Source organism: Alicycliphilus denitrificans K601 (assembly GCF_000204645.1).
Classification (GTDB): Bacteria; Pseudomonadota; Gammaproteobacteria; order Burkholderiales; family Burkholderiaceae_C; genus Alicycliphilus; species Alicycliphilus denitrificans.
In genome coordinates, this window is sequence record NC_015422.1 from 4,793,288 (window position 1) to 4,812,788 (window position 19,501).

Annotated in this window: 13 protein-coding genes; 4 read left to right on the top strand and 9 right to left on the bottom strand. The window is 70.6% G+C overall.

All coding sequences use genetic code 11. The features are described from left to right. Window positions 1–48: 48 nt before the first annotated feature. The 4 genes from secF to ALIDE2_RS22690 all read right to left on the bottom strand — a co-directional run bounded on the left by secF (window position 49) and on the right by ALIDE2_RS22690 (window position 7,145). Window positions 49–1,002: a protein translocase subunit SecF gene (gene secF / locus ALIDE2_RS22675; protein ID WP_013520973.1), complete on the bottom strand. Its 954-nt coding sequence runs from the start codon at window positions 1,000–1,002 to the stop codon at window positions 49–51. Window positions 1,003–1,013: 11 nt separating this feature from the next. Further along, complete coding sequence (secD, locus tag ALIDE2_RS22680) at window positions 1,014–2,909, bottom strand: protein translocase subunit SecD (protein WP_013520974.1); 1,896 nt, start codon at window positions 2,907–2,909, stop codon at window positions 1,014–1,016. A gap of 82 nt (window positions 2,910–2,991) precedes the next feature. Then, window positions 2,992–3,324, bottom strand: a complete 333-nt coding sequence (yajC, locus tag ALIDE2_RS22685; protein WP_013520975.1) for a preprotein translocase subunit YajC — start codon at window positions 3,322–3,324, stop codon at window positions 2,992–2,994. A gap of 203 nt (window positions 3,325–3,527) precedes the next feature. Next, window positions 3,528–7,145 carry an indolepyruvate ferredoxin oxidoreductase family protein gene (locus ALIDE2_RS22690; protein WP_013520976.1) on the bottom strand — a complete coding sequence of 1,206 codons (3,618 nt, stop codon included), beginning with the start codon at window positions 7,143–7,145 and terminating at the stop codon, window positions 3,528–3,530. 179 nt (window positions 7,146–7,324) lie between these two features. Between ALIDE2_RS22690 and ALIDE2_RS22695 the strand changes: the two genes are divergently transcribed. Together ALIDE2_RS22695 and ALIDE2_RS22700 are read left to right on the top strand one after the other, a co-directional pair. Further along, complete coding sequence (locus ALIDE2_RS22695) at window positions 7,325–7,798, top strand: Lrp/AsnC family transcriptional regulator (protein WP_013520977.1); 474 nt, start codon at window positions 7,325–7,327, stop codon at window positions 7,796–7,798. A 142-nt stretch (window positions 7,799–7,940) separates the two neighbouring features. Beyond that, window positions 7,941–9,650, top strand: coding sequence for an MFS transporter (locus tag ALIDE2_RS22700; RefSeq protein WP_013520978.1), 1,710 nt, complete (start codon window positions 7,941–7,943; stop codon window positions 9,648–9,650). Between the two features lie 108 nt (window positions 9,651–9,758). On the opposite strand, the gene mltA is transcribed toward ALIDE2_RS22700, so the two are convergent. Next, complete coding sequence (gene mltA, locus ALIDE2_RS22705) at window positions 9,759–10,892, bottom strand: murein transglycosylase A (protein ID WP_238530073.1); 1,134 nt, start codon at window positions 10,890–10,892, stop codon at window positions 9,759–9,761. Here mltA and ALIDE2_RS25680 point away from each other — a divergent pair. Next, window positions 10,891–11,013 (top strand): hypothetical protein, encoded by a 123-nt coding sequence (locus ALIDE2_RS25680; protein WP_013520980.1) that lies wholly within the window; start codon window positions 10,891–10,893, stop codon window positions 11,011–11,013. The two genes, mltA and ALIDE2_RS25680, sit on opposite strands and share 2 nt — an antisense overlap. Window positions 11,014–11,140: 127 nt before the next feature. Then, window positions 11,141–11,785 carry a YiaD family glycine zipper/OmpA-like lipoprotein gene (locus ALIDE2_RS22710; RefSeq protein WP_013520981.1) on the top strand — a complete coding sequence of 215 codons (645 nt, stop codon included), beginning with the start codon at window positions 11,141–11,143 and terminating at the stop codon, window positions 11,783–11,785. Window positions 11,786–11,842: 57 nt separating this feature from the next. On the opposite strand, the gene ALIDE2_RS22715 is transcribed toward ALIDE2_RS22710, so the two are convergent. Genes ALIDE2_RS22715 through ALIDE2_RS22730 form a run of 4 tightly spaced genes read right to left on the bottom strand, consistent with a single transcriptional unit; the run spans window position 11,843 to window position 19,495 of the window. Beyond that, on the bottom strand, window positions 11,843–12,478 hold the full coding sequence (locus tag ALIDE2_RS22715) for a response regulator transcription factor (RefSeq protein WP_013520982.1): 636 nt from the start codon (window positions 12,476–12,478) through the stop codon (window positions 11,843–11,845). Next, window positions 12,478–14,571, bottom strand: a complete 2,094-nt coding sequence (locus tag ALIDE2_RS22720) for a two-component system sensor histidine kinase NtrB (RefSeq protein ID WP_013520983.1) — start codon at window positions 14,569–14,571, stop codon at window positions 12,478–12,480. The genes ALIDE2_RS22715 and ALIDE2_RS22720 overlap by 1 nt, the downstream gene beginning before the upstream one ends. 23 nt (window positions 14,572–14,594) lie before the next feature. Next, window positions 14,595–15,410, bottom strand: coding sequence for a carbon-nitrogen hydrolase family protein (locus ALIDE2_RS22725; protein ID WP_013723237.1), 816 nt, complete (start codon window positions 15,408–15,410; stop codon window positions 14,595–14,597). Further along, on the bottom strand, window positions 15,407–19,495 hold the full coding sequence (locus ALIDE2_RS22730) for a YhdP family protein (RefSeq protein ID WP_013723238.1): 4,089 nt from the start codon (window positions 19,493–19,495) through the stop codon (window positions 15,407–15,409). The genes ALIDE2_RS22725 and ALIDE2_RS22730 overlap by 4 nt, the downstream gene beginning before the upstream one ends. Between the last annotated feature and the right edge of the window lie 6 nt (window positions 19,496–19,501).

Here is a 19,501-nt window from a genome sequence, read left to right on the forward strand (position 1 = left end):
GATATTAGCGGTAGCGCATATGCATCCACCCGGACGGCGGGCGTCAGATCACACAACGGCTCCCGAGTTGGGGTCGTTGGGGTCTTCCTCCTTGCGCGCGGAGGCCTTGACCAGATCCTCGCGCTTGACGCCCAGCCACATGGCGATGGCCGCGGCCACGAACACCGAGGAATAGATGCCGAATAGGATGCCGATGGTCAGCGCCAGCGCGAAGTAGTGCAGGCTGGGGCCGCCGAAGAAGAACATCGAGAGCACCATGGCCTCGGTCGAGGCGTGGGTGATGATGGTGCGGCTCATCGTCGAGGTGATGGCGTGGTCGATCACCTCGTGCGTATTGAGCTTGCGGAACTTGCGGAAGGCCTCGCGGATCCGGTCGAAGATCACGACCGACTCGTTGACCGAGTAGCCCAGCACCGCCAGCACGCCCGCGAGCACCGAGAGCGAGAACTCCCACTGGAAGAACGCGAAGAAGCCCAGGATGATGACCACGTCGTGCAGGTTGGCGATGATGGCCGCGACGCCGAACTTCCACTCGAAGCGCAGGGCCAGGTAGATCACGATGCCCAGCACCACCATGCCCAGCGCCATGAGGCCGCCGTGCACCAGTTCCTCGCCGACCTGCGGGCCGACGAACTCGGTGCGCCGCAGCGTGACGCCCGGATCCTCGCTCTTGAGCGCGGCCAGCACCTGCTCGCTCTGCTGGGCCGAGGTCACGCCCTTCTGCACGGGCAGGCGGATCATCACGTCGCGCGAGGTGCCGAAGTTCTGCACCACCACGTCGGGATAGCCCAGCGCCGCCACCTTGTCGCGCACCTTGCCGATGTCGGCGGTCTGCGCGTAGGCCACCTCCATGACGGTGCCGCCGGTGAACTCCACCGACAGGTGCAGGCCGCGCGTGACCAGGAAGAATACCGCCAGGGCGAAGGTGATGAAGGACACCGCGTTGAGCACCAACGCGTACTTCATGAACGGGATGTCTTTTTTGATGCGGAAAAATTCCATGATTTTTCCTCCTAGTTACTACGGCCAGCCACGGAGCGCAGCTCGCTCGCGTCCTCGGGCTTCCACACCTGGCCGATGGCCACGCTCTTGAGCTTCTTCTTGCGGCCATACCAGAGGTTGACCAGGCCGCGCGAGAAGAACACGGCCGAGAACATGCTGGTCAGGATGCCGATGCAGTGCACCACGGCGAAGCCGCGCACCGGCCCCGTGCCGAAGGCCAGCAGCGCCAGGCCCGCGATCAGCGTGGTGACGTTGGAGTCCAGGATGGTGGCCCAGGCGCGCTCGTAGCCCGCGGCGATCGCCGCCTGCGGCGCCACGCCCGCGCGCAGTTCCTCGCGGATGCGTTCGTTGATCAGCACGTTGGAGTCGATCGCCACGCCCAGCGCCAGCGCCATGGCGGCGATGCCTGGCAGCGTGAGCGTGGCCTGCAGCATGGACAGCACGGCGATGAGCATCAGCACGTTCACCGAGAGCGCGATGGTGGAGAACACGCCGAACAGCACGTAGTACACGCACATGAAGGCCGCGATCGCCGCCATGCCCCAGACCACGCTGTGGATGCCGCGCGCGATGTTGTCCGCGCCCAGGCTCGGGCCGATGGTGTATTCCTCGATGATCTCCATGGGCGCGGCGAGCGACCCGGCGCGCAGCAGCAGGGCCGTGTCGTTGGCCTCGGTGGTGGTCATGCGGCCCGAGATCTGCACGCGCCCGCCGCCGATCTCGCTGCGGATCACCGGGGCCGTGACGACCTCGCCCTTGCCCTTCTCGAACAGCACGATGGCCATGCGCTTGCCGATGTTCTCGCGCGTCACGTCCTTGAAGATGCGCGAGCCCTTGGCGTCCAGCGTGAGGTTCACGGTGGGCTCCTGGGTCTGGCCGTCGAAGCCGGGCTGGGCGTCGGTCAGGTTCTCGCCCGTGAGGATGACCTGCTTCTTGACGATCACGGCCTGGCCGTTGCGGTCCAGGTATTTCTCGTCGCCGAAGGGCACGGGGCCGGTGCCCATCTCGGCGGCGCGTGCCTCGGTGCCCTCGTCCACCATGCGCACCTCCAGCGTGGCGGTGCGGCCCAGGATGTCCTTGGCCTTGGCCGTGTCCTGCACGCCGGGCAGCTGCACGACGATGCGGTCCAGCCCCTGCTGCTGGATCACGGGCTCGGCCACGCCGAGCTCGTTGATGCGGTTGTGCAGCGTGACCATGTTCTGCTTGAGCGCCTGCTCCTGCACCTTGCGCAGGGCCTCGGGCTTGATCGTGGCGCGCAGCCTCAGGCCCTCGCCATCGGGGCTGCTCGCGACCACGAGGTCGGGGAACTGGTCGGCGACCAGGTTGCGCGCCGCCGTGGCCGTGGCCTCGTCGCGCACGCGGATGTCCACGGCCTGGCCGTCGCGGCTGATGCCACCGTGGCGGATGTTCTTCTCGCGCAGGGCGGTACGCAGGTCGCCGGCATAGGACTCAGCCTTCTTGGTGATGGCCGCCTGCATGTCCACCTGCAGCATGAAGTGCACGCCGCCGCGCAGGTCCAGCCCCAGGTACATGGGGCGTGCGTTGATCGCGGTCAGCCAGTCGGGCGAGCGCGACACGAGGTTAAGCGCGACGATGTAGGGCGGGTCGGACGGGTCGGGGACCAGCGCCTTCTCGATCGCGTCCTTGGCCTTGAGCTGATTGTCCGGTGTATCGAAGCGCGCGCGCACCGAGTGGCCGTCGAACACCACCGAGTCCGGGCTCACCCCGGCCGACTGGAGCACCTCCTCGACGCGCCGCTGCAGCGCGCCATCGACCTTGATCGTGGCCTTGGCCGAGGACACCTGCACGGCAGGCGCCTCGCCGAAGAAATTGGGCAGGGTGTACAAGGCCCCTATGAGCAACGCGATCACCAGGATCGCGTACTTCCAGACCGGGTAACGGTTCATGATCGCGTTTCTTCAATACCCGGGAGGCAGCGGGCCCGCCCCCCGGAAACAGGCCCGCGGGCCTGGGAAAACCGGCCCGGGATTACTTGACGGTGCCCTTGGGCAGCACCTGGGAGACGGCGCTGCGCTGCACCTGCACCTGCACGCCGCTGGCGATCTCCAGCTGGATATAGCCCTCGGACAGGCCCGCCACCTTGCCCAGCAGGCCGCCGGCCGTGGCCACCTCGTCGCCCTTGGCCAGGGCGTCGATCATGGCGCGGTGCTCTTTCTGGCGCTTCATCTGGGGCCGGATCATGATGAAGTACAGCACCACGAACATCAGCACCAGCGGCAGCATGCCGGTGAGCGAACCCATCAGGCCGCCCTCGGCGGCTGCGGCGGGTGCGGTTTGTGCAAAGGCGGAAGAGATAAACACGGGAGAAGCTCCACTCAAACTAGGGATGGAAGGTCTGACACGCCCCACGGGGCCTGCCGCGAGGGCAACAGGTAATTGTATGCGGCGTGCGCCAGCGCCCGCATGGCAAGGCCCGCCGGACTCCAGGGCTTGCCGCGTCTCCAATGAAAATAACCGCCAGCGCTTGCCAGTAAATCGCCAGCAGCTATCGAAAACAAAGCACTTCAGGCGGTGCGCCGGGGCGCCTGGGCCGGGGCACGCCAGCGGTCCATGAGCGCGAACCATTTCTTGCGCGCCGCCTGCAGGTGGCGTTCCTTCACGTGGCCGTAGCCGCGGATGTCCTCGGGGATGCGCGCGATCTCGGCGGCCAGGGGCAGCCGTTCGGCCGACAGGCCCGCGAGTAGTTCGTCGACGCAGGCGCGGTATTCCCGGATCAGCGCGCGCTCGGTCTTGCGCTCCTCGGTACGGCCGAACGGGTCGAGCGCGGTGCCGCGCAGGCCCTTGAACCGGGCCAGCACGCCCATGGCCTTGCGCATCCAGGGGCCGTAGCTCTTCTTGACGAGTTGGCCCGTGTCGTCGTGCTTGGCGAACGTGGGCGGCGCCAGGTGGTGCACGATGCGCCAGTCGCCCTCGAACATGCCTTCGAGGCGCTGGGTGAAGGCCGGGTCGGTGTGCAGGCGCGCCACCTCGTACTCGTCCTTGTAGGCCATGAGCTTGAACAGGTAGCGCGCCACGGCCTCGGTCAGGCGCGTGCCCTGGCCCAGCGCGCCCTCCGCGGCCTGCACCTTGTCCACGAAGGCCTTGTACTCGGCGGCGTAGGCGGCATTCTGGTAGCCGGTGAGGAACTCGACGCGCCTGTCCACCATCTCGGCAAGGCCCGGTTTCTTGACGAACTGGATCACCTGCGCGGCCTGGTAGAGCGCCTGCACGGCGGCGAGGTCGTGCGCGCAGCGGCGGCCCCACTCGAACGCGGCCTGGTTGTTCTCGACCTGCACGCCGTTGAGCTCCATGGCGCGCATGAGCGCGGCGTGCGTGAGCGGCACGCGGCCCTTCTGCCAAGCGTAGCCCAGGATCAGCGGGTTAGTGTAGATGCTGTCGCCCAGCAACTCGGTGGCGGCGCGCTCGGCATCGAACACGCCCAGCAGGCCCGGGCCCACGGCCTCGGCGATGGCGGCCTCGCAGCCCTCGGCGGGGAAGCGCCAGTCGGGGTTGTGCACGAAGGCCGCGGCGGGCGTGCCATGCGTGTTCAGCGCCACGAAGCTGCGGCCCGGCTGCATGACGGCCAGCGTGGCCGGGTTGGCCGCGACGATGGGGTCGCAGCCGATCACCAGGTCGGCCTTGGCCGTGTCCACCTTGGTGGTGTGGATGTCCTCGGGGCGGCGCGCGATCTGCACGTGGCTCCAGGTGGAGCCGCCCTTTTGTGCCAGGCCCGCGGCGTCCTGCGTGACCACGCCCTTGCCCTCCAGGTGCGCGGCCATGCCCAGGAGGGAACCGATGGTGATCACCCCCGTGCCGCCCACGCCGGCCACGACGATGCCCCAGGCGGCATCCAGCGCGGGCAGCGCGGGCTCGGGGATGGGCGGCAGGCCGGAGAGGCTGCCCTTCTTCTCCTTCCTGGGCTTCCTGAGCGATCCGCCCTCGATGGTCACGAAGCTGGGGCAGAAGCCCTTCACGCAGGAGTAGTCCTTGTTGCAGCTGTTCTGGTTGATGCGGCGCTTGCGGCCGAAGTCGGTCTCCACGGGCTCCACCGACAGGCAGTTCGACTGCACGGAGCAGTCGCCGCAGCCCTCGCAGACCAGTTCGTTGATGACCACCGTTTTGGCGGGCGTGGCCAGCTTGCCGCGCTTCCTGCGCCGGCGCTTCTCCGTCGCGCAGGTCTGGTCGTAGATCAGTGCGGTGCAGCCGGGGGTGTCGCGCAGCTCGCGCTGGATGCGGTCGAGCTCGTCGCGGTGGAACACCTGCACGCCCGGCGGCAGGTCGTCGAGCAGCTCGGGGTGGCCGGCACGCGCGGCGTTGGCCGGGTGCGTGCGGCCCTGGTACTTGGCCGGCTCGTCGGTCACCACCACGAGCCTGGCCACGCCCTCGGCGCGCAGGCTGTGGGCGATCTGCGCCACCGAATGGCCCTCGGGCCGCTCGCCCACCTGCTGGCCGCCGGTCATGGCCACGGCGTCGTTGTAGAGGATCTTGTAAGTGATGTTGGCGCCCGCGGCGATGCTCTGGCGTATGGCCAGCAGCCCGCTGTGGAAGTAGGTGCCGTCGCCCAGGTTGGCGAACACATGCCTGTCCTTGGTGAACGGCGCCTGGCCCACCCAGGTCACGCCCTCGCCGCCCATCTGGGTGAAGGTGCTGGTGTTCCTGTCGGGCATCCAGTTGGCCATGTAGTGGCAGCCTATGCCGGCCACGGCGCGGCTGCCCTCGGGCACGCGCGTGCTGGTGTTGTGCGGGCAGCCGCTGCAGAACCAGGGCATGCGCTCGCCCGTGTCGACCTTGTGCCCGGCCATGCCGCGCTCGCGCGCCTCGATGACCGAGAGCCGGGCATCCATGCGCGCCACGACGTCCTCGGGCACACCCAGCTTCTTCAACCGCTTGGCGATGGCCTTGGCGATGATGGCCGGCGTCAGGTCGGCCTTGGGGCGCAGCAGCCAGTTCTGGCTCGGGTTGGGCATGCCCCACTCGCCGCCGGAGTGGTCGCCCTCGACCTCGTCGAACTTGCCGAGCACGTCCGGGCGCACGTCGGCGCGCCAGTTGTAGAGTTGCTCCTTGATCTGGTATTCGATGACTTGGCGCTTCTCCTCCACCACCAGGATCTCCTGCAGGCCCTGCGCGAAGTCGCGCGTGATGCCCGCCTCCAGCGGCCAGACCACGTTGACCTTGTGCACGCGGATGCCCAGCCGCCGGCAGGTGTCGTCGTCCAGGCCCAGGTCCGCCAGGGCCTGTCGCATGTCGTTGAAGGCCTTGCCGCTGGCGATGAGGCCGAAGCGGTCATCCGGGCCCTGGACCACGTTGTAGTTGAGCCGGTTGGCGCGCACGTAGGCCAGGGCGGCGTACCACTTGTAGTCCATCAGGCGCGCCTCCTGCTCCAGGGGCGCGTCGGGCCAGCGGATGTGCAGGCCGCCGGGGGGCATCTGGAAGTCCTCGGGCAGCACGATCTTCACGCGGTCGGGGTCCACCGAGATGCTGGCGGAGGACTCCACCACCTCCTGCACCGTCTTCATGCCCGACCACAGGCCCGAGAAGCGGCTCATGGCGAAGGCGTGCAGGCCCATGTCCAGGATGTCCTGCACGGTGCTTGGGAAGAACACCGGCAGGCCGCAGGCCTTGAAGATGTGGTCGCTCTGGTGCGCGGCCGTGCTGCTCTTGCTGATGTGGTCGTCGCCCGCCACGGCGATCACGCCGCCGTGGCGCGCCGTGCCAGCCATGTTGGCGTGCTTGAACACATCGCCGCTGCGGTCCACGCCCGGCCCCTTGCCGTACCAGATGCCGAACACGCCGTCGTACTTCCTGCTTTGCGGGTACAGGTCGAGCTGCTGCGTGCCCCACACGGCCGTGGCGCCCAGCTCCTCGTTCACGCCGGGCTGGAAGACGATGTGGTTGTCCGCCAGGTGCTTGCGCGCGCTCCACAGCGCCTGGTCGTAGCCGCCCAGCGGCGAGCCGCGGTAGCCACTGATGAAGCCCGCCGTGTTCAGACCCGCCGCCGCGTCGCGCTGGCGCTGCAGCATGGGCAGGCGCACCAGGGCCTGCACGCCGCTCATGAAGGCGCGGCCCTGGCCCAGGGTGTATTTGTCTTCGAGGGTCACCGCCTCCAGCGCGCGGCGCACAGGTTCGGGCAGGGGGGCATTCATGGTGTGTCTCCGTGGGTGTTTTTTCGGTGCACGGCCCTCGTGGGCACGACGAATCGGCCGGCAGCCGGCAAGCCGCTGGCCCTGTCGCGCAGTGTATGCGCCGACCATGGATATGTGTTTGCTTTGTTTGCCGTGTTTATCCCGATGCGGGAAAGGATCTTTCCAAAAACAATCAAAAAATGGAAACACTCGACAAATACGACCTTGCCATCCTGCGCGAGCTGCAGCAGGACGCGCGCCTGACCAATGCCGAACTGGCCCAGCGCGTGGGCCTGTCGGCCGCACCCTGCTGGCGCCGCGTGCGCGCGCTGGAGGAGTCGGGCTTCATCCGCGGCTACCGCGCCGAGATCGACCGCCACAAGATCGGCCTGGGCGTGCTGGCCTTCGTGCGCCTGGACGCCGAGCGCAGCACGGGCGACCTGACGCGCGCCATGGAGCAGGCCATCGCCAAGATTCCCGAGGTCGTCTCCTGCCACTACATCAGCGGCACCGGCACCTTCGAGCTGCAGGTGGTGGCGCGCGACCTGGACAGCTTCTCGCAGTTCGCGCGCACCGTGCTGCTGAACCTGCCCAACGTGAAGGACATGCACACCAGCTTCTCGCTGGGCGAGGTCAAGGCCGGCGGGGCGCTGCCGCTGACCCATCTGGGCTGAACGTCCACTACCAATAAAATAGCTGCTGGCGCTTTCTACATGGCCGTTTTAGGCCATTTTTGCTTGAATTTCCGAGAACCTTGAAGGAATGCGCGCGGGCGCTTGGCGCGCCCGGCCCATCCCCGCGACAATAGGCAGCCCCATGCCGCCACAGCCCGCCCACGACAACACCGCCCCGGACCCCATGGCGCCGGACACCCAGGCCAACCGGACTTCCGACATCGCAGACGCCGCCGAGGCCGCCGCCCAGGCCGAGCTGCGGCGCAGCGCCGCCGAGCGCGCTCCGCAGTCGCCGCTGGCGCCGCTGTCCGCGCCGGTGTTCCGCATGCTCTGGCTCACCTGGCTGATGGCCAACACCTGCATGTGGATGAACGACGTGGCCGCCGCCTGGCTGATGACCACGCTGACCACCTCGCCCGTGCTGGTGGCCCTGGTGCAGACGGCATCCAACCTGCCCGTGTTCCTGCTGGGCCTGCCCAGCGGCGCGCTGGCTGACATACTGGACCGGCGGCGCTACTTCATGGCCACGCAGTTCTGGGTGGCCATCGTGGCCGTGGTGCTGTGCCTGGCCGTGCTGTCCGGCGGGCTCAACGCCTACCTGCTGCTGGCCCTCACCTTCGCCAACGGCATAGGCATGGCCATGCGCTGGCCGGTGTTCTCGGCCATCGTGCCCGAACTCGTGGACCGCCACCACCTGCCCGCGGCGCTGGCGCTCAACGGCGTGGCCGTGAACGCCTCGCGCATCATCGGGCCGCTGCTGGCCGGCGCCATCATCGCCAGCGCGGGCAGCGCCTGGGTATTCGTGTTCAACGCCGTGCTGTCGCTGGTCGCGGCCTTCACCATCATGCGCTGGCGGCGCCAGCCCACGCCCAACCCGCTGGGGCGCGAACGCCTGGGCAGCGCCATGCGCGTGGGCCTGCAGTTCGTGCGCGAATCCCCCCCCATGCGCGCCGTGATGTGGCGCATCTCCGTCTTCTTCCTGCATGCCACGTCCCTGATGGCGCTGCTGCCTCTGGTGGCGCGCGAACTCGAAGGCGGCGGCGCCGGCACCTTCACGGTACTGCTGGCCTCCATGGGGGCGGGCGCGATCGGCGCCGCCATGCTCCTGCCGCGCCTGCGCCAGATGATGGCGACGGACCGGCTGGTGAGCGTCGGCATGCTGCTGCAGGCTCTGGCCGTCTCGGTCGTGGCCATCGCGCCCAGCGTCTATATCGCCGTGCCGGCCATGGTGCTCGCGGGCGCGGCCTGGATCACCACGGCCAACGTGCTCGTGGTGGCGGCTCAGTTCGCGCTGCCCAACTGGGTGCGCGCGCGCGGCATGTCCATCCTGCAGATGGCCATCATGGGCGCCACGGCCCTGGGCGCGGCGCTGTGGGGCCAGGTGGCGGCGCTGACCACCGTGCACGTCAGCCTGGCGCTGGCCGCCGCCGCTGGCGTGGCGGCCATGGCCCTGGTGCAGCGCCTGGTGAGCAACCGCCACGGCGAGGAAGACCTGAGCCCCTCGCACGCCTTCAAGGCCCCCCAGGCCGAGACGCCCCCGGCCGCGGGCCTGCGCCTGGTCACGAGCGTCGAGTACTTCATCAACCCCGCACGCGCGGCCGAATTCCGCGCCGTCATGCAGGAAACCCGCCGCGCACGCCTGCGCCAGGGCGCCCTGAGCTGGGAACTGCAGCACGACATCGCCGACCCGTGCCGCTACGTCGAGCGCATCGTGGACGAGTCGTGGACCGAGCATCTGCGCCGCTTCGACCGCGTCACCGCCTCCGACGTGGCGCTGCGCGACCGCAAGAACGCCTTCCACGTGGGCGACGCGCCACCCGTGGTCTCGCGCTACGTGGTGGAAGAGGAGTAGAGCGCTTCCCTATCGATAGCTTCCAGCGCTTCAAATGCGTGGCATTTCAATGTTTTATTTATTGAAAACGCCGTGCGTAAAGCGCTGACAGCTATCGATCGATGAGCATCAACGAGGCCACAGCGCCCACAGGCGCAGGTTCTGCTTCAGGCGCCCGGCCATGTCGCCCGCCTCCTGGCCCCAACCCGTGAAATAGTCGGCGCGCACGGCGCCCAGGATGGCGCTGCCCGTGTCCTGCGCCAGCACCAGGCGCGACAGCTGGGCCGTGGGGCCGCTGGAGGCCAACCACACGGGCGTGCCATAGGGGATGCTCTGGCGGTCCACGGCGATCGAGCGCCCCGGCGTGAGCGGCACGCCCTGCGCGCCCTTGGGGCCGAAGGCGGCGTCCAGGGCGTCGAGCGGCTCCTCGCGGAAGAACACGTAGCGCGGGTTGGACCACAGCATCTCGTTGACGCGCTGGGGGTTCTGCGCCACCCAGGCGCTGATGCCCGGCCAGGTGGCGTCGCGCACCAGGCCCTGGTCCAGCAGCCACTTGCCCACGCTCCTGTAGGGCTGGTCATTGGTGCCCGCGAACGCCAGGCGCACCAGGCGCTGGCTGCCGTCGGCCTCCTGCACGCGCAGCCGTCCCGAGCCCTGGATGTGCAGCACCATGGCCTGCACGGGGTCGCGCACCCAGGCGATGGCGCGGCCGGCCAGGGCGGCCTGCGCCTGCGGCAGGGTCTCGATCTGCTGGCGCGTGTACCAGGGCCTACGCGCCGCCAGATCCGCCGGAGGCGCATACAGGGGCACGACGAACCCATTGCCCGGCTGGCGCGCAGCGTCCAAGTAGGGCTCGAAATAGCCCGTGAGCAGGCCGTCGGCGCCGCCGTCGAGCGACTCGATGCGGTAGGGCTGCAGGCGCTGCATCATCCATTCGCGCTGCTCCTCGGGCGAGGCGATGGTCAGGCGGCGCACGTCGCCGCACAGCGGCGCAAAGGCCGGCGCAGGGCGCTCGCAACTGCGCAGCCAGGCGTTCCAGGCCTCGTGCAGCGCGTCGCCCTCGAAGCCCGGCAGTTCATTCCAGGCCACTGGCACCCAGCGGCTCTTGGACTGGCTAAGCGTGCCGGGCACGGCCACCGGCCCGGCGGGCCCGGGCCGCGCCGTGGGCGCCGTGGACGGCGCCATGGGCACCGGCGTGGAGCAGGCCGCCAGCATTCCTACAATCAGCGCCATCCAGACCAGGCGCGGGAGACGAACATTCATGGTGCTGATTTTGCTTGAGGCGCTGGTGGCGCTGCTGATCTTTGTGGGAATTCTCTGGTGGACCATGTTCTCGGGCCGCAAGCGCGGCGAGCTGCCGCCGCCCGCCGACAAGGACGAATGAGCGCCCGGCACCTATCCACAGTTGTTCACGATGCCCTCTCCCGGCAGGGACCGCGTCCTACAGACCACGCCCGCGGCGCTGGCTACGCTGTGCAGGGCACCCATCCACTGAACACAAGGAGCGACTCATGCGCAAACCTCTTCTCATCGGCACCGTCGCAGTCGTCATGCTGGCCACCGGCTGCGCAGACATGAGCGAAACCCAGCGCCGCACGGCCATCGGCGCGGGCGCGGGCGCCCTGGGCGGAGCCGCCATCGGCGCCATGACCGGGGGCCGCGCGGGCACGGGCGCCGTGATCGGCGCGGGCGTGGGTGCCCTGGGCACCTACATCTGGTCGCAGCACATGGAAAAGCAGAAGCAGGAGATGCAGGCCGCCACGCAAGGCACGGGCGTCACGGTGACGCAGACGGCGGACAACCAGCTCAAGCTCGACATCCCCAGCGACATCTCGTTCGCCACCAACCGCTCGGACATCCAGCCCAGCTTTCGCCCCATCCTCGATCGCTTTGCCGAAGGTCTGCGCAACAACCCCAATGCCGAAGTGCGCATCATCGGCCACACGGACTCCACGGGCAACGACGCCATCAACGACCCGCTGTCGCTCGACCGCGCCACGAGCACGCGCAACTACCTCACGGCGCGTGGCGTGAGCGGCGCGCGCATCCACGTGGACGGCCGCGGGTCGCGTGAACCCATCGCCAGCAACGACACGGCCGAGGGCCGCGCGCGCAACCGCCGTGTGGAGATCTTCATGGGCGAGCGCCAGGGCTGAGGCAAGACGCCCCCTCAAGGCAGGCCCAGCGGGCCTGCCTTTTCATTTTCATGGTGGCTAAGAGCGCAGCAGGTTGGCCAGCTCCACCGCCGACTTGACCTGCATCTTGTCGAACACGCGCGCGCGGTGCACCTCCACCGTGCGCACGCTGATGTCGAGCTGGTCGGCGATCAGCTTGTTGGGCAGGCCCTCGACCACCAGGCGCATCACGTCGCGTTCGCGCTCGGTGAGCTCGGCCAGCCTGTCCTGCAGCTCGTGGCGCGCGCGGCAAGCCTGCAGGTGCCGCGCCGACAAGGCCAGCGCCTCCTGCACGCGGTCCACGAGCTGATTGTCCGAGAAGGGTTTTTCGCAGAAGTCGAACGCGCCGCGCTTGACCGTGGCCACGGCCGTGGGCACGTCGGCATGGCCGGTCAGGAAGATCACGGGGATGGCGGCGGTGTCGCCGCGCTCGACCATCTTGTCGAACAGGGCCAGGCCGCTCATGCCGGGCATGCGCACGTCCAGCAGCAGGCAGCAGGGCTGGCGCTGGGACAGGCCGCTGGCGGCGCGCTCGGCCAGCATGAGTTCGAAGGCCTCGGCGCTGGCGAAGGCCTCGCTGAACACGCGGCGCGAGCGCAGCAGCCAAGCCAGTGCCTCGCGCACTTCGGCGTCGTCGTCCACGATGTACACGGTGGCGTTGGAGGCGGGTTCCATCAGAGCTCGGTTTCCTGAAATGCAGGGAGGGTGAAGGTGAATACCGTACCACGGGGCGTGCGCGCCGCATGGCCGAGGAAGCCGCCGTGCTGCTCCACCACCGTGCGGCACAGGCTCAGGCCCAGCCCCATGCCCTCGGCGCGCGTGGTGTAGAACGGCGTGAACAGGCGCTCGGCCACCTCCGGCGCGATGCCCACCCCCATGTCGGCGACGGAGAATTCGAGCCAGCCCTTGGCGGCGTTGCACGCGGCGCGGCGCACCCGCAGCTCCAGGATCCGCGGGTGGATGTCCGGGCTGTCCATGGCCTGCATGGCGTTGCGCGCCAGGTTGAGCAGCACCTGCTCGACCATGGTGGTATCGCACAGCACCCGGGGCAGGCCCGGCCTGATGTCCAGCAGCACGCGCACTCCCACCTTGTTCGCCTGCAGCCGTATCAGCGGCAGCACGGCATCGAACAGGTCCTGCGCCGTGACCGGCTCGCGCGACTGGTCGCGCCGGCGCACGAAGTCGTGCACGCTCTTGATCACGCGGCCCGCGCGCTCGGCCTGGGCCGCGATGCGCTGCACGGCCACGCGCACGTCGGCGAGGTCCTGCGGCGCCGGCTGCGCGCAGCCGGCCGGGCACTCCAGCAGGTTCAGCGAGCCCGTGGCGTAGCTGGAGATGGCCGCCAGCGGCTGGTTCAGCTCGTGACTCAGGAGCGAGGCCATCTCGCCCACGGTGGCCAGGCGCGCCGTGGCCTGCAGGCGCTCGTGCGAAGCGCGCGAGAGCTCCTCCACGCGGCGCTGCTCGCTCACATCCAGGAACGAGCCCATCCAGCCCGTGTGCAGGCCATGGGCGTTGATCAGCGGCGCCTCGTAGATCATCACGGGAAAGCGCGTTCCGTCCTTGCGCATGAAGATGGTTTCGTAGCCCTCGCGCGGCGGGTCGAGCCGGCCCGCCATGCGCACGGACTGGCGCTCGGCGTATTCGTGCGCATGCTCGGGCGGCCAGTACGGCGGCAATGCCTGGCCCACGAGCTCCTCGGCCGCGTAGCCCACCATGTCGCAGAAGGCCGGGTTCACGTAGGTGATGCGGCCGCTCAGGTCGCGCGCGCGCAGGCCCGTGAGCAGCGAGTCCTCCATGGTCTTGCGGAACGCCAGCGCATCGCCCAGGTCGCGCTCGGCGCGCAGGCGCCGCCGGTTGTCGCGCACCAGCACCACCAGCACCGTCACCAGGGCGATCGACATGGCCGTGACCAGCGCCGTGAGCACGTTGGGGAACACGCTGGGCGCGGCATGCCAGCCGTCCATGCGCAGCACCAGCGTGTTGCCCGGCAGGTCGAACAGCTGCTGCGCCGTGAACATGCGCGAGCCGCGGCGCATGGCGCCGATGAGCGCCAGGCGCGTGCCGTCGGCCTCGGTGAACGACACCTCCTGGGTGCGCTGCAGGCCGGGCGCGACGAGGTCCTGCAGCACGGTCTGCAGCGCATAGGTGGCCACGACGAAGCCGCGCACGCGCCGGTCCTGGATCTGCGGCAGGCAGACCTCCATCATCTCCGCGCCCGCGCCATCGGGCAGGGGCTGGAAGTAGCTGCTGGAGTACGACGGGCCGTTGATGCGCTGCGCGTTGGTGCAGGCCAGCGCGGCCTCCGAGTGCAGGCTGCTGCGCTTGCTCGGGTCCCAGTGCTGCGGGCGGTAGGGTGATTCGGCATGCGCGCGCAGCTGCAGCTGCGCGTCGCGCCACTCGATGCGCACCAGCTCGCGCCGCGTGGCGAGCAGCTCGGCCGCGCGCGCCTCCCACGAGGCCAGGTCGGGGTCGCCCGCCTGCAGCGCCTGCAGGTTCTGCAGGTTGTGCGCGAAGGCATTGCGTATGTCGACCACGGCGTCCGCCGTGTCGCGCTCCAGGCGGGCCTGCACCTGGCTGGCCTCGTAGCGGCCGGCCAGCCACACCAGCGTGACCAGCATGCTGGCCACCAGCAGCACCAGCAGCGCCCACAGCGACCAGCGGCGCCACGCCCCCGCCCAGCGGCGCAGGCGCCGCTGCACCACGCCCTGCGGCGGCAGCTCAGGCGCATCGGCCGGCGCGGCCTCCTCCACGCCCTCCCCCCGCTCCATGCCCTGCTCCACGGCGACCGCCCTCACAGCACGCGATGCGTGAGCGCCGGCAACTGGCCGCGCACCTGGTTCAGATGGCCCGCATCGAGCTCGCCCAGCACCACGCCGGCCCCTTCGTCCTGCTGCGCCAGCACCTGGCCCCAGGGGTCCACCAGCATGCTGTGGCCCCAGGTGCGCCGGCCGTTCTCGTGCGTGCCGCCCTGGGCCGGCGCCAGCACGTAGGCCAGGTTCTCCACCGCGCGGGCGCGCAGCAGCAGCTCCCAGTGCGCGCGCCCCGTGGTGTAGGTGAAGGCGCTGGGCACCAGCAGCAGGTCGGCGCCGGCGCGCGCATGCGCGCGGTACAGCTCGGGAAAGCGCAGGTCGTAGCACACCGACAGGCCCACGCGCCAGAGCCTGCCATCGCGCGCCAGCAGGTCGAAGTGGACGCAGCGCGTCCCGGCCTCGATCACACGCGCCTCGTCGAAATGCTCGCGGCCGTTGTCGAAGCGGAACAGGTGGATCTTGTCGTAGCGCGCCACGCACGCGCCCTCGGGCGAGAACACCAGCGAGCTGTTGTGCACGCGCTCCCGGCTGCCCGTGGCCAGCGGCAGCGTGCCGCCCACGATCCACAGGCCGAGAGAGCGCGCGGCGTCGGCCAGGAAGCGCTGCACGGGTCCGTCGCCCGGGGTCTCGCCGAGCGCAAGCTTGTCCTCGTCGCGCAGGCCCATGGCGCTGAAATACTCGGGCAGCACGGCCAGCTCGGCGCCGGCCTGGGCAGCCTGCTCCAGCAGCCGGCGTGCCTGGTCCAGATTGGCCTGCAGGGCCACGCCCGAGACCATTTGCAGAGCAGCGACTTTCATGGTTTTCCTCCTGGTTCAGGGACTGCGGCGGCGTCGGCCGGCGTGCTCTTGCGGCCCCGGATGCGCTCCACGTGCGGCTCGGCCCAGGTGCCGTCGATGCGGAAGTCCTGCGTGGCCGCCTGGATCAGCGGCCCGCGCAGGAAGACCTGGGCCAGGAAGCTGCCCAGGCCCACGACCGGGTTGATGGCCGTGGCCACGAGCGAGGCCGTCATGGCGTTGATCTCGGGCACCACGACCACATGCAGGTCCTGCGTCTCGCGCGCGATGTCGGCGCTGCCCTCCATGAGCACGGCCGCGTTCACGCCCTTCATCTGCAGGTTGTTGGTGGTGGCCACGCCCTTTGCGATGTGCACATCGCCGCGCACGAAGTCGAAGGCGAAGCCCTCGCTGAATACGTCGCGGAAGTCCAGGGCGAAGCGCCGCGGCAGCGACTGCAGGCTCAGCACGGAGAGCAGCTTGGCCAGGCCCGGCTCGGCCTTGAGGAACTGCCCCGCCTGCATGTCCACGTGCATCTGCCCCGTCATGCTGCGGTAGTCGGGCGACAGGGGCGAGCCCAGCCAGCTCACCTGGCCCGCCATGCGCCCCTGGCCGCGGCGCAGAACGCCCGGCATGCCAAAGCGCGCCAGCAGCTCGCCCGAGTCGCGGATGTCGAGCTCGAAGTCCATCGCCGTGCGCCGCTGCGCCTCGCCGCCCGCGCCGCCGAGCAGGGCCCAGCTGCCGCTGGAGGTGAGCGTGGCCTCGGGCGCCACCAGGTTGAAGCGTGACAGCCGCCATTCGCGCTGGCCGTCGGCGGCGGCGCGGTTGCGGGCCTCGATTTCCAGTCGGCCCAGGCGCCTGCCGCGCAGCTCGAAGTCCTGCACCACGATGTCCAGCGCCGGCAGCCTGCCCGGCTGCCGTGCGTCGAGCAGTTCATTCACCTGCATGTCCGCGGCCTGGGGAATGGCCAGGCGCGCCAGGCGCGCATGCAGCCGGTCCTGCGGCGCCTGCCCGTCCGCGGCCGGCGCGCCGCCGGGCAGGTACTCCAGATAGCCTTCGAGCTCGCGGGCACTCACGTTGGCGCGCCAGACCGTGCCGGCGCGCGTGGCGCCGGCCACCACATCGTGCAGCGTGCGCCCCTGCGCGGTGAGCGTGGCCGCGCGCAGGGCCAGACGGGTGGGCAGGTAGTCCGGCGCCGGGCCCCCGCCGGCCGGCTGCGCGGCCGGGGCCGGGGCCGGGGCCGGGGCCGGCGCGGGATCGTCGAGCAGCGCGCGCCAGGCATCGGCGTCGAGCTCGGCCAGCGCCGCATTGGCGAAAACGCCCTGCTCCGGCAGCGACAGACCCTCCTTCGCGACCTCGCCCACGGCGATGGCGCCGCGCAGCACGCGCGGCTGCCCGCCGTCGAGCGCGCGCACATAGGCGAGCCGCGCCACGCCGCCCAGCTCCAGCGTCAGCTGGTCCTGCAGCGGCGCGTCGTCCGAGGCCGCGGCCTCGCGCGTGAGCTGGTTGTCGAAGCGCACGGCCAGCGGCGCCTGCGCCGCCTTGCCCAGCGGGGCCGGCGCCGCGAGGGCCATGCCCACCAGGTCGGTGTTCACCTGTATCTCGGGCTCGCCGCGGCGCACGCCCAGGTTCAGGGTGTAGGCGGCGCTGCCGCTGGCGTGGCGCGCAAGCCGCGACAGCAGGCCCAGCTGCGGCGCAGCGCGCAGGCCCTCGGCCGTGGCCGTGCCGCGCGCGCGCACGCGCACCGTGGAATCCTGCGCGCCCATGCCGCCCTCCAGGCGCACCTCGCCGCCCAGCGCCTGGCCCTGCACGCCGGCCAGGGTGAAGCCGTGCTCGTTGAACTGCACCGCGCCGCGCGCGCCGCTCACGGTGGGCGCCTCGGGCACGAAGCGCACCTCGTTGCCCGTAAGCAGAACGCTGCCACGCACGCTGGAGCGCTCCATGGCGTCTATGGGCAGATTCAGGCCCAGCTGCAGCTCGGCCGCCCCGCTGGCCGTGGCGCGGTCCAGCGCGCCATGCGTGAGCTGCGCGATCTGCGAGCCGCCGACCAGCGCCAGCATGTCCTGCAGCGGGCCGCGCACCTGGGCATCGACCTCGACGACGCTGTGCTCCAGGTCGGCGATCCTGGCGCCGACCTTCTGCACGCGCACCGCGGGCCGGCCCGCGAAGCTGGCCGTGGCGTTGCGCACGGTCATGCCCGCGCGGTCGAAGACCAGTTCGCCGCCCAGGCCCGTCAGGGCCGGCCAGGGGCGGTCGCCCGGCCCCAGCAGCGCCGGCGGCACGTAGTCGTAGCGCACGTCCTTGACCTGGGCGGCCACGCGGAATTCGCCCCGGTGCGGCACGTGGCCGTAGGGAAAGTCGTGCAGGTCGCCCTTGACGCGGAATTGCACCTGGCTGGCACTGCCCGCCCGGATGGCGTCGCGCACGTAGTGGCGCGCCTGCGCGGGCACGGCCAGCGGCAGGTAGCGGTGCACGCGCGTGGCATCGGCCCGCTGCAAGGTGCCCGCGAGGTCCAGCACTCCCGGCAGGCGCGCGCGCGCGGGCGACGTGGCCGGGTCCGCCGTCTGCCAGGCAAGGCGCGCCTCGCCCTGGGCGTCGGCGTTGGCGAAGCGCAGGTCGCTGGCCTGCACGGCGATGCGCTCGCCCTCGATCTGCCAGCGCACGGTGGCGGAGAGCTGCTGCACTGGCACCACGGGGTCCTCGAAGACGCCGGGCAGCAGCAGCCTGCCGCCGGCCATGGCCAGCGCCGCGCGGCCGCCCGCCTGCGTGAGCTCGAACTCCACGTCCGCGCCCGCCAGGCCGGCCACGGCGGGCACGCCGTCCTGCGCGGCGAGGGACAGCCCCGTCACCTTGCCGCGCAGCTGGTACTGCCGCGGCTCTTGCAGCGGCCCGCGCCAGCCGGCCTGCAGCTGCTCCACCACGCCCCGCGGGGCATAGGTCTGCAGCACGCCGTGCACGGCCTCGTCCAGGGGCAGGCGGCCGGCGATCTGCGAGACCGCGGCCAGGTCCAGCCGGTCGGCGCGCAGCTCGCCCTGCTCCCAGCCCGCCCGGCCCTGGCCGGTGTGGCGCAGGAAGAGGTTGCCGCCGGTCCAGCGCAGACCGTCGTCGGCCACGAACTGCAGGTCCCGGGTGGCCAGCTCGAAGCCATCGTCCAGCCAGCGGCCGCCGACCCGACCCGTCACGGTCCCCAGCAGCAGGGGGCGCAGGTCCGGGCGCAGCGTGGCATCGACCGCGCCCAGCGCCATGTCGGCCGCGCCGCCCACGACCCGGCCCTGCTGCACGTCCACCCAGGCGCGCAGCGCGCCCCGGCCCTGGCGCACCTGCAGGGTTCCCAGGTCCGCGTGGCGGTTGAGCCGCGAGACGTCCACCTGCGCGAAATAGGCGTACATCTGGCCACTCCAGCGCTGCCAGTTGCCGCCGTGCGTGGTGAGCAGCGGCTGGCGGAACTGCCCGCGCAGCGTGAAGCGCTCGCCCCAGTCGGGCGGCGGCGTCGCATCCAGGCGGATGCCGTGGCGCAGGGCGCCGTTGCGCAGCACCAGGTCCACCTGGGTCAGCGCCAGCGGCTCGGCCCCGCGCAGCGCGTCGCTCCAGCGCAGAGTGCCGCCGCGGATCGCCACCTCGGGCTGCGCGAACAGCCAGTCGGCGGCGGCGCTGTCGGTCTCGCCAGTGTCGCGAAAGCTCAGGCCGGCGATGAAGATGCGGCCATCCTGCTCGCGGCGTATGTCCAGCTCAGGCCCCTCTATATAGATCTGCTCGAACCCCAGGCGCAGCAGCGAGCGCGGCGACAGCGCTACCACCACGCGCGGCAGGCGCAGCGCCTCGCGGCCCTGCGGGTCGAGCAGGGCCACGCCGGACAGCTCGACGGCGGGAAAGAACCCCTCGCTGCGCGCCGAGACGGCGGCAATGCGCACGGGAACCCCCAGTGCCCGCTGGGCCTGGGCCTCCAGCTGGGGGCGGAAATCGCCGATACGCGGCACAATCCAGCCGTGCAGCGCCCCCCAGGCAGCCGCCAGCAGCAGCCACAAGGCCAGCAGCAGCCCCAGCCCCCATCGCGCACAGCCCGCCACGAACCGGAGAAGGCGGGAAGGATGGGACGAAAGCTCTGTCATGGCGAG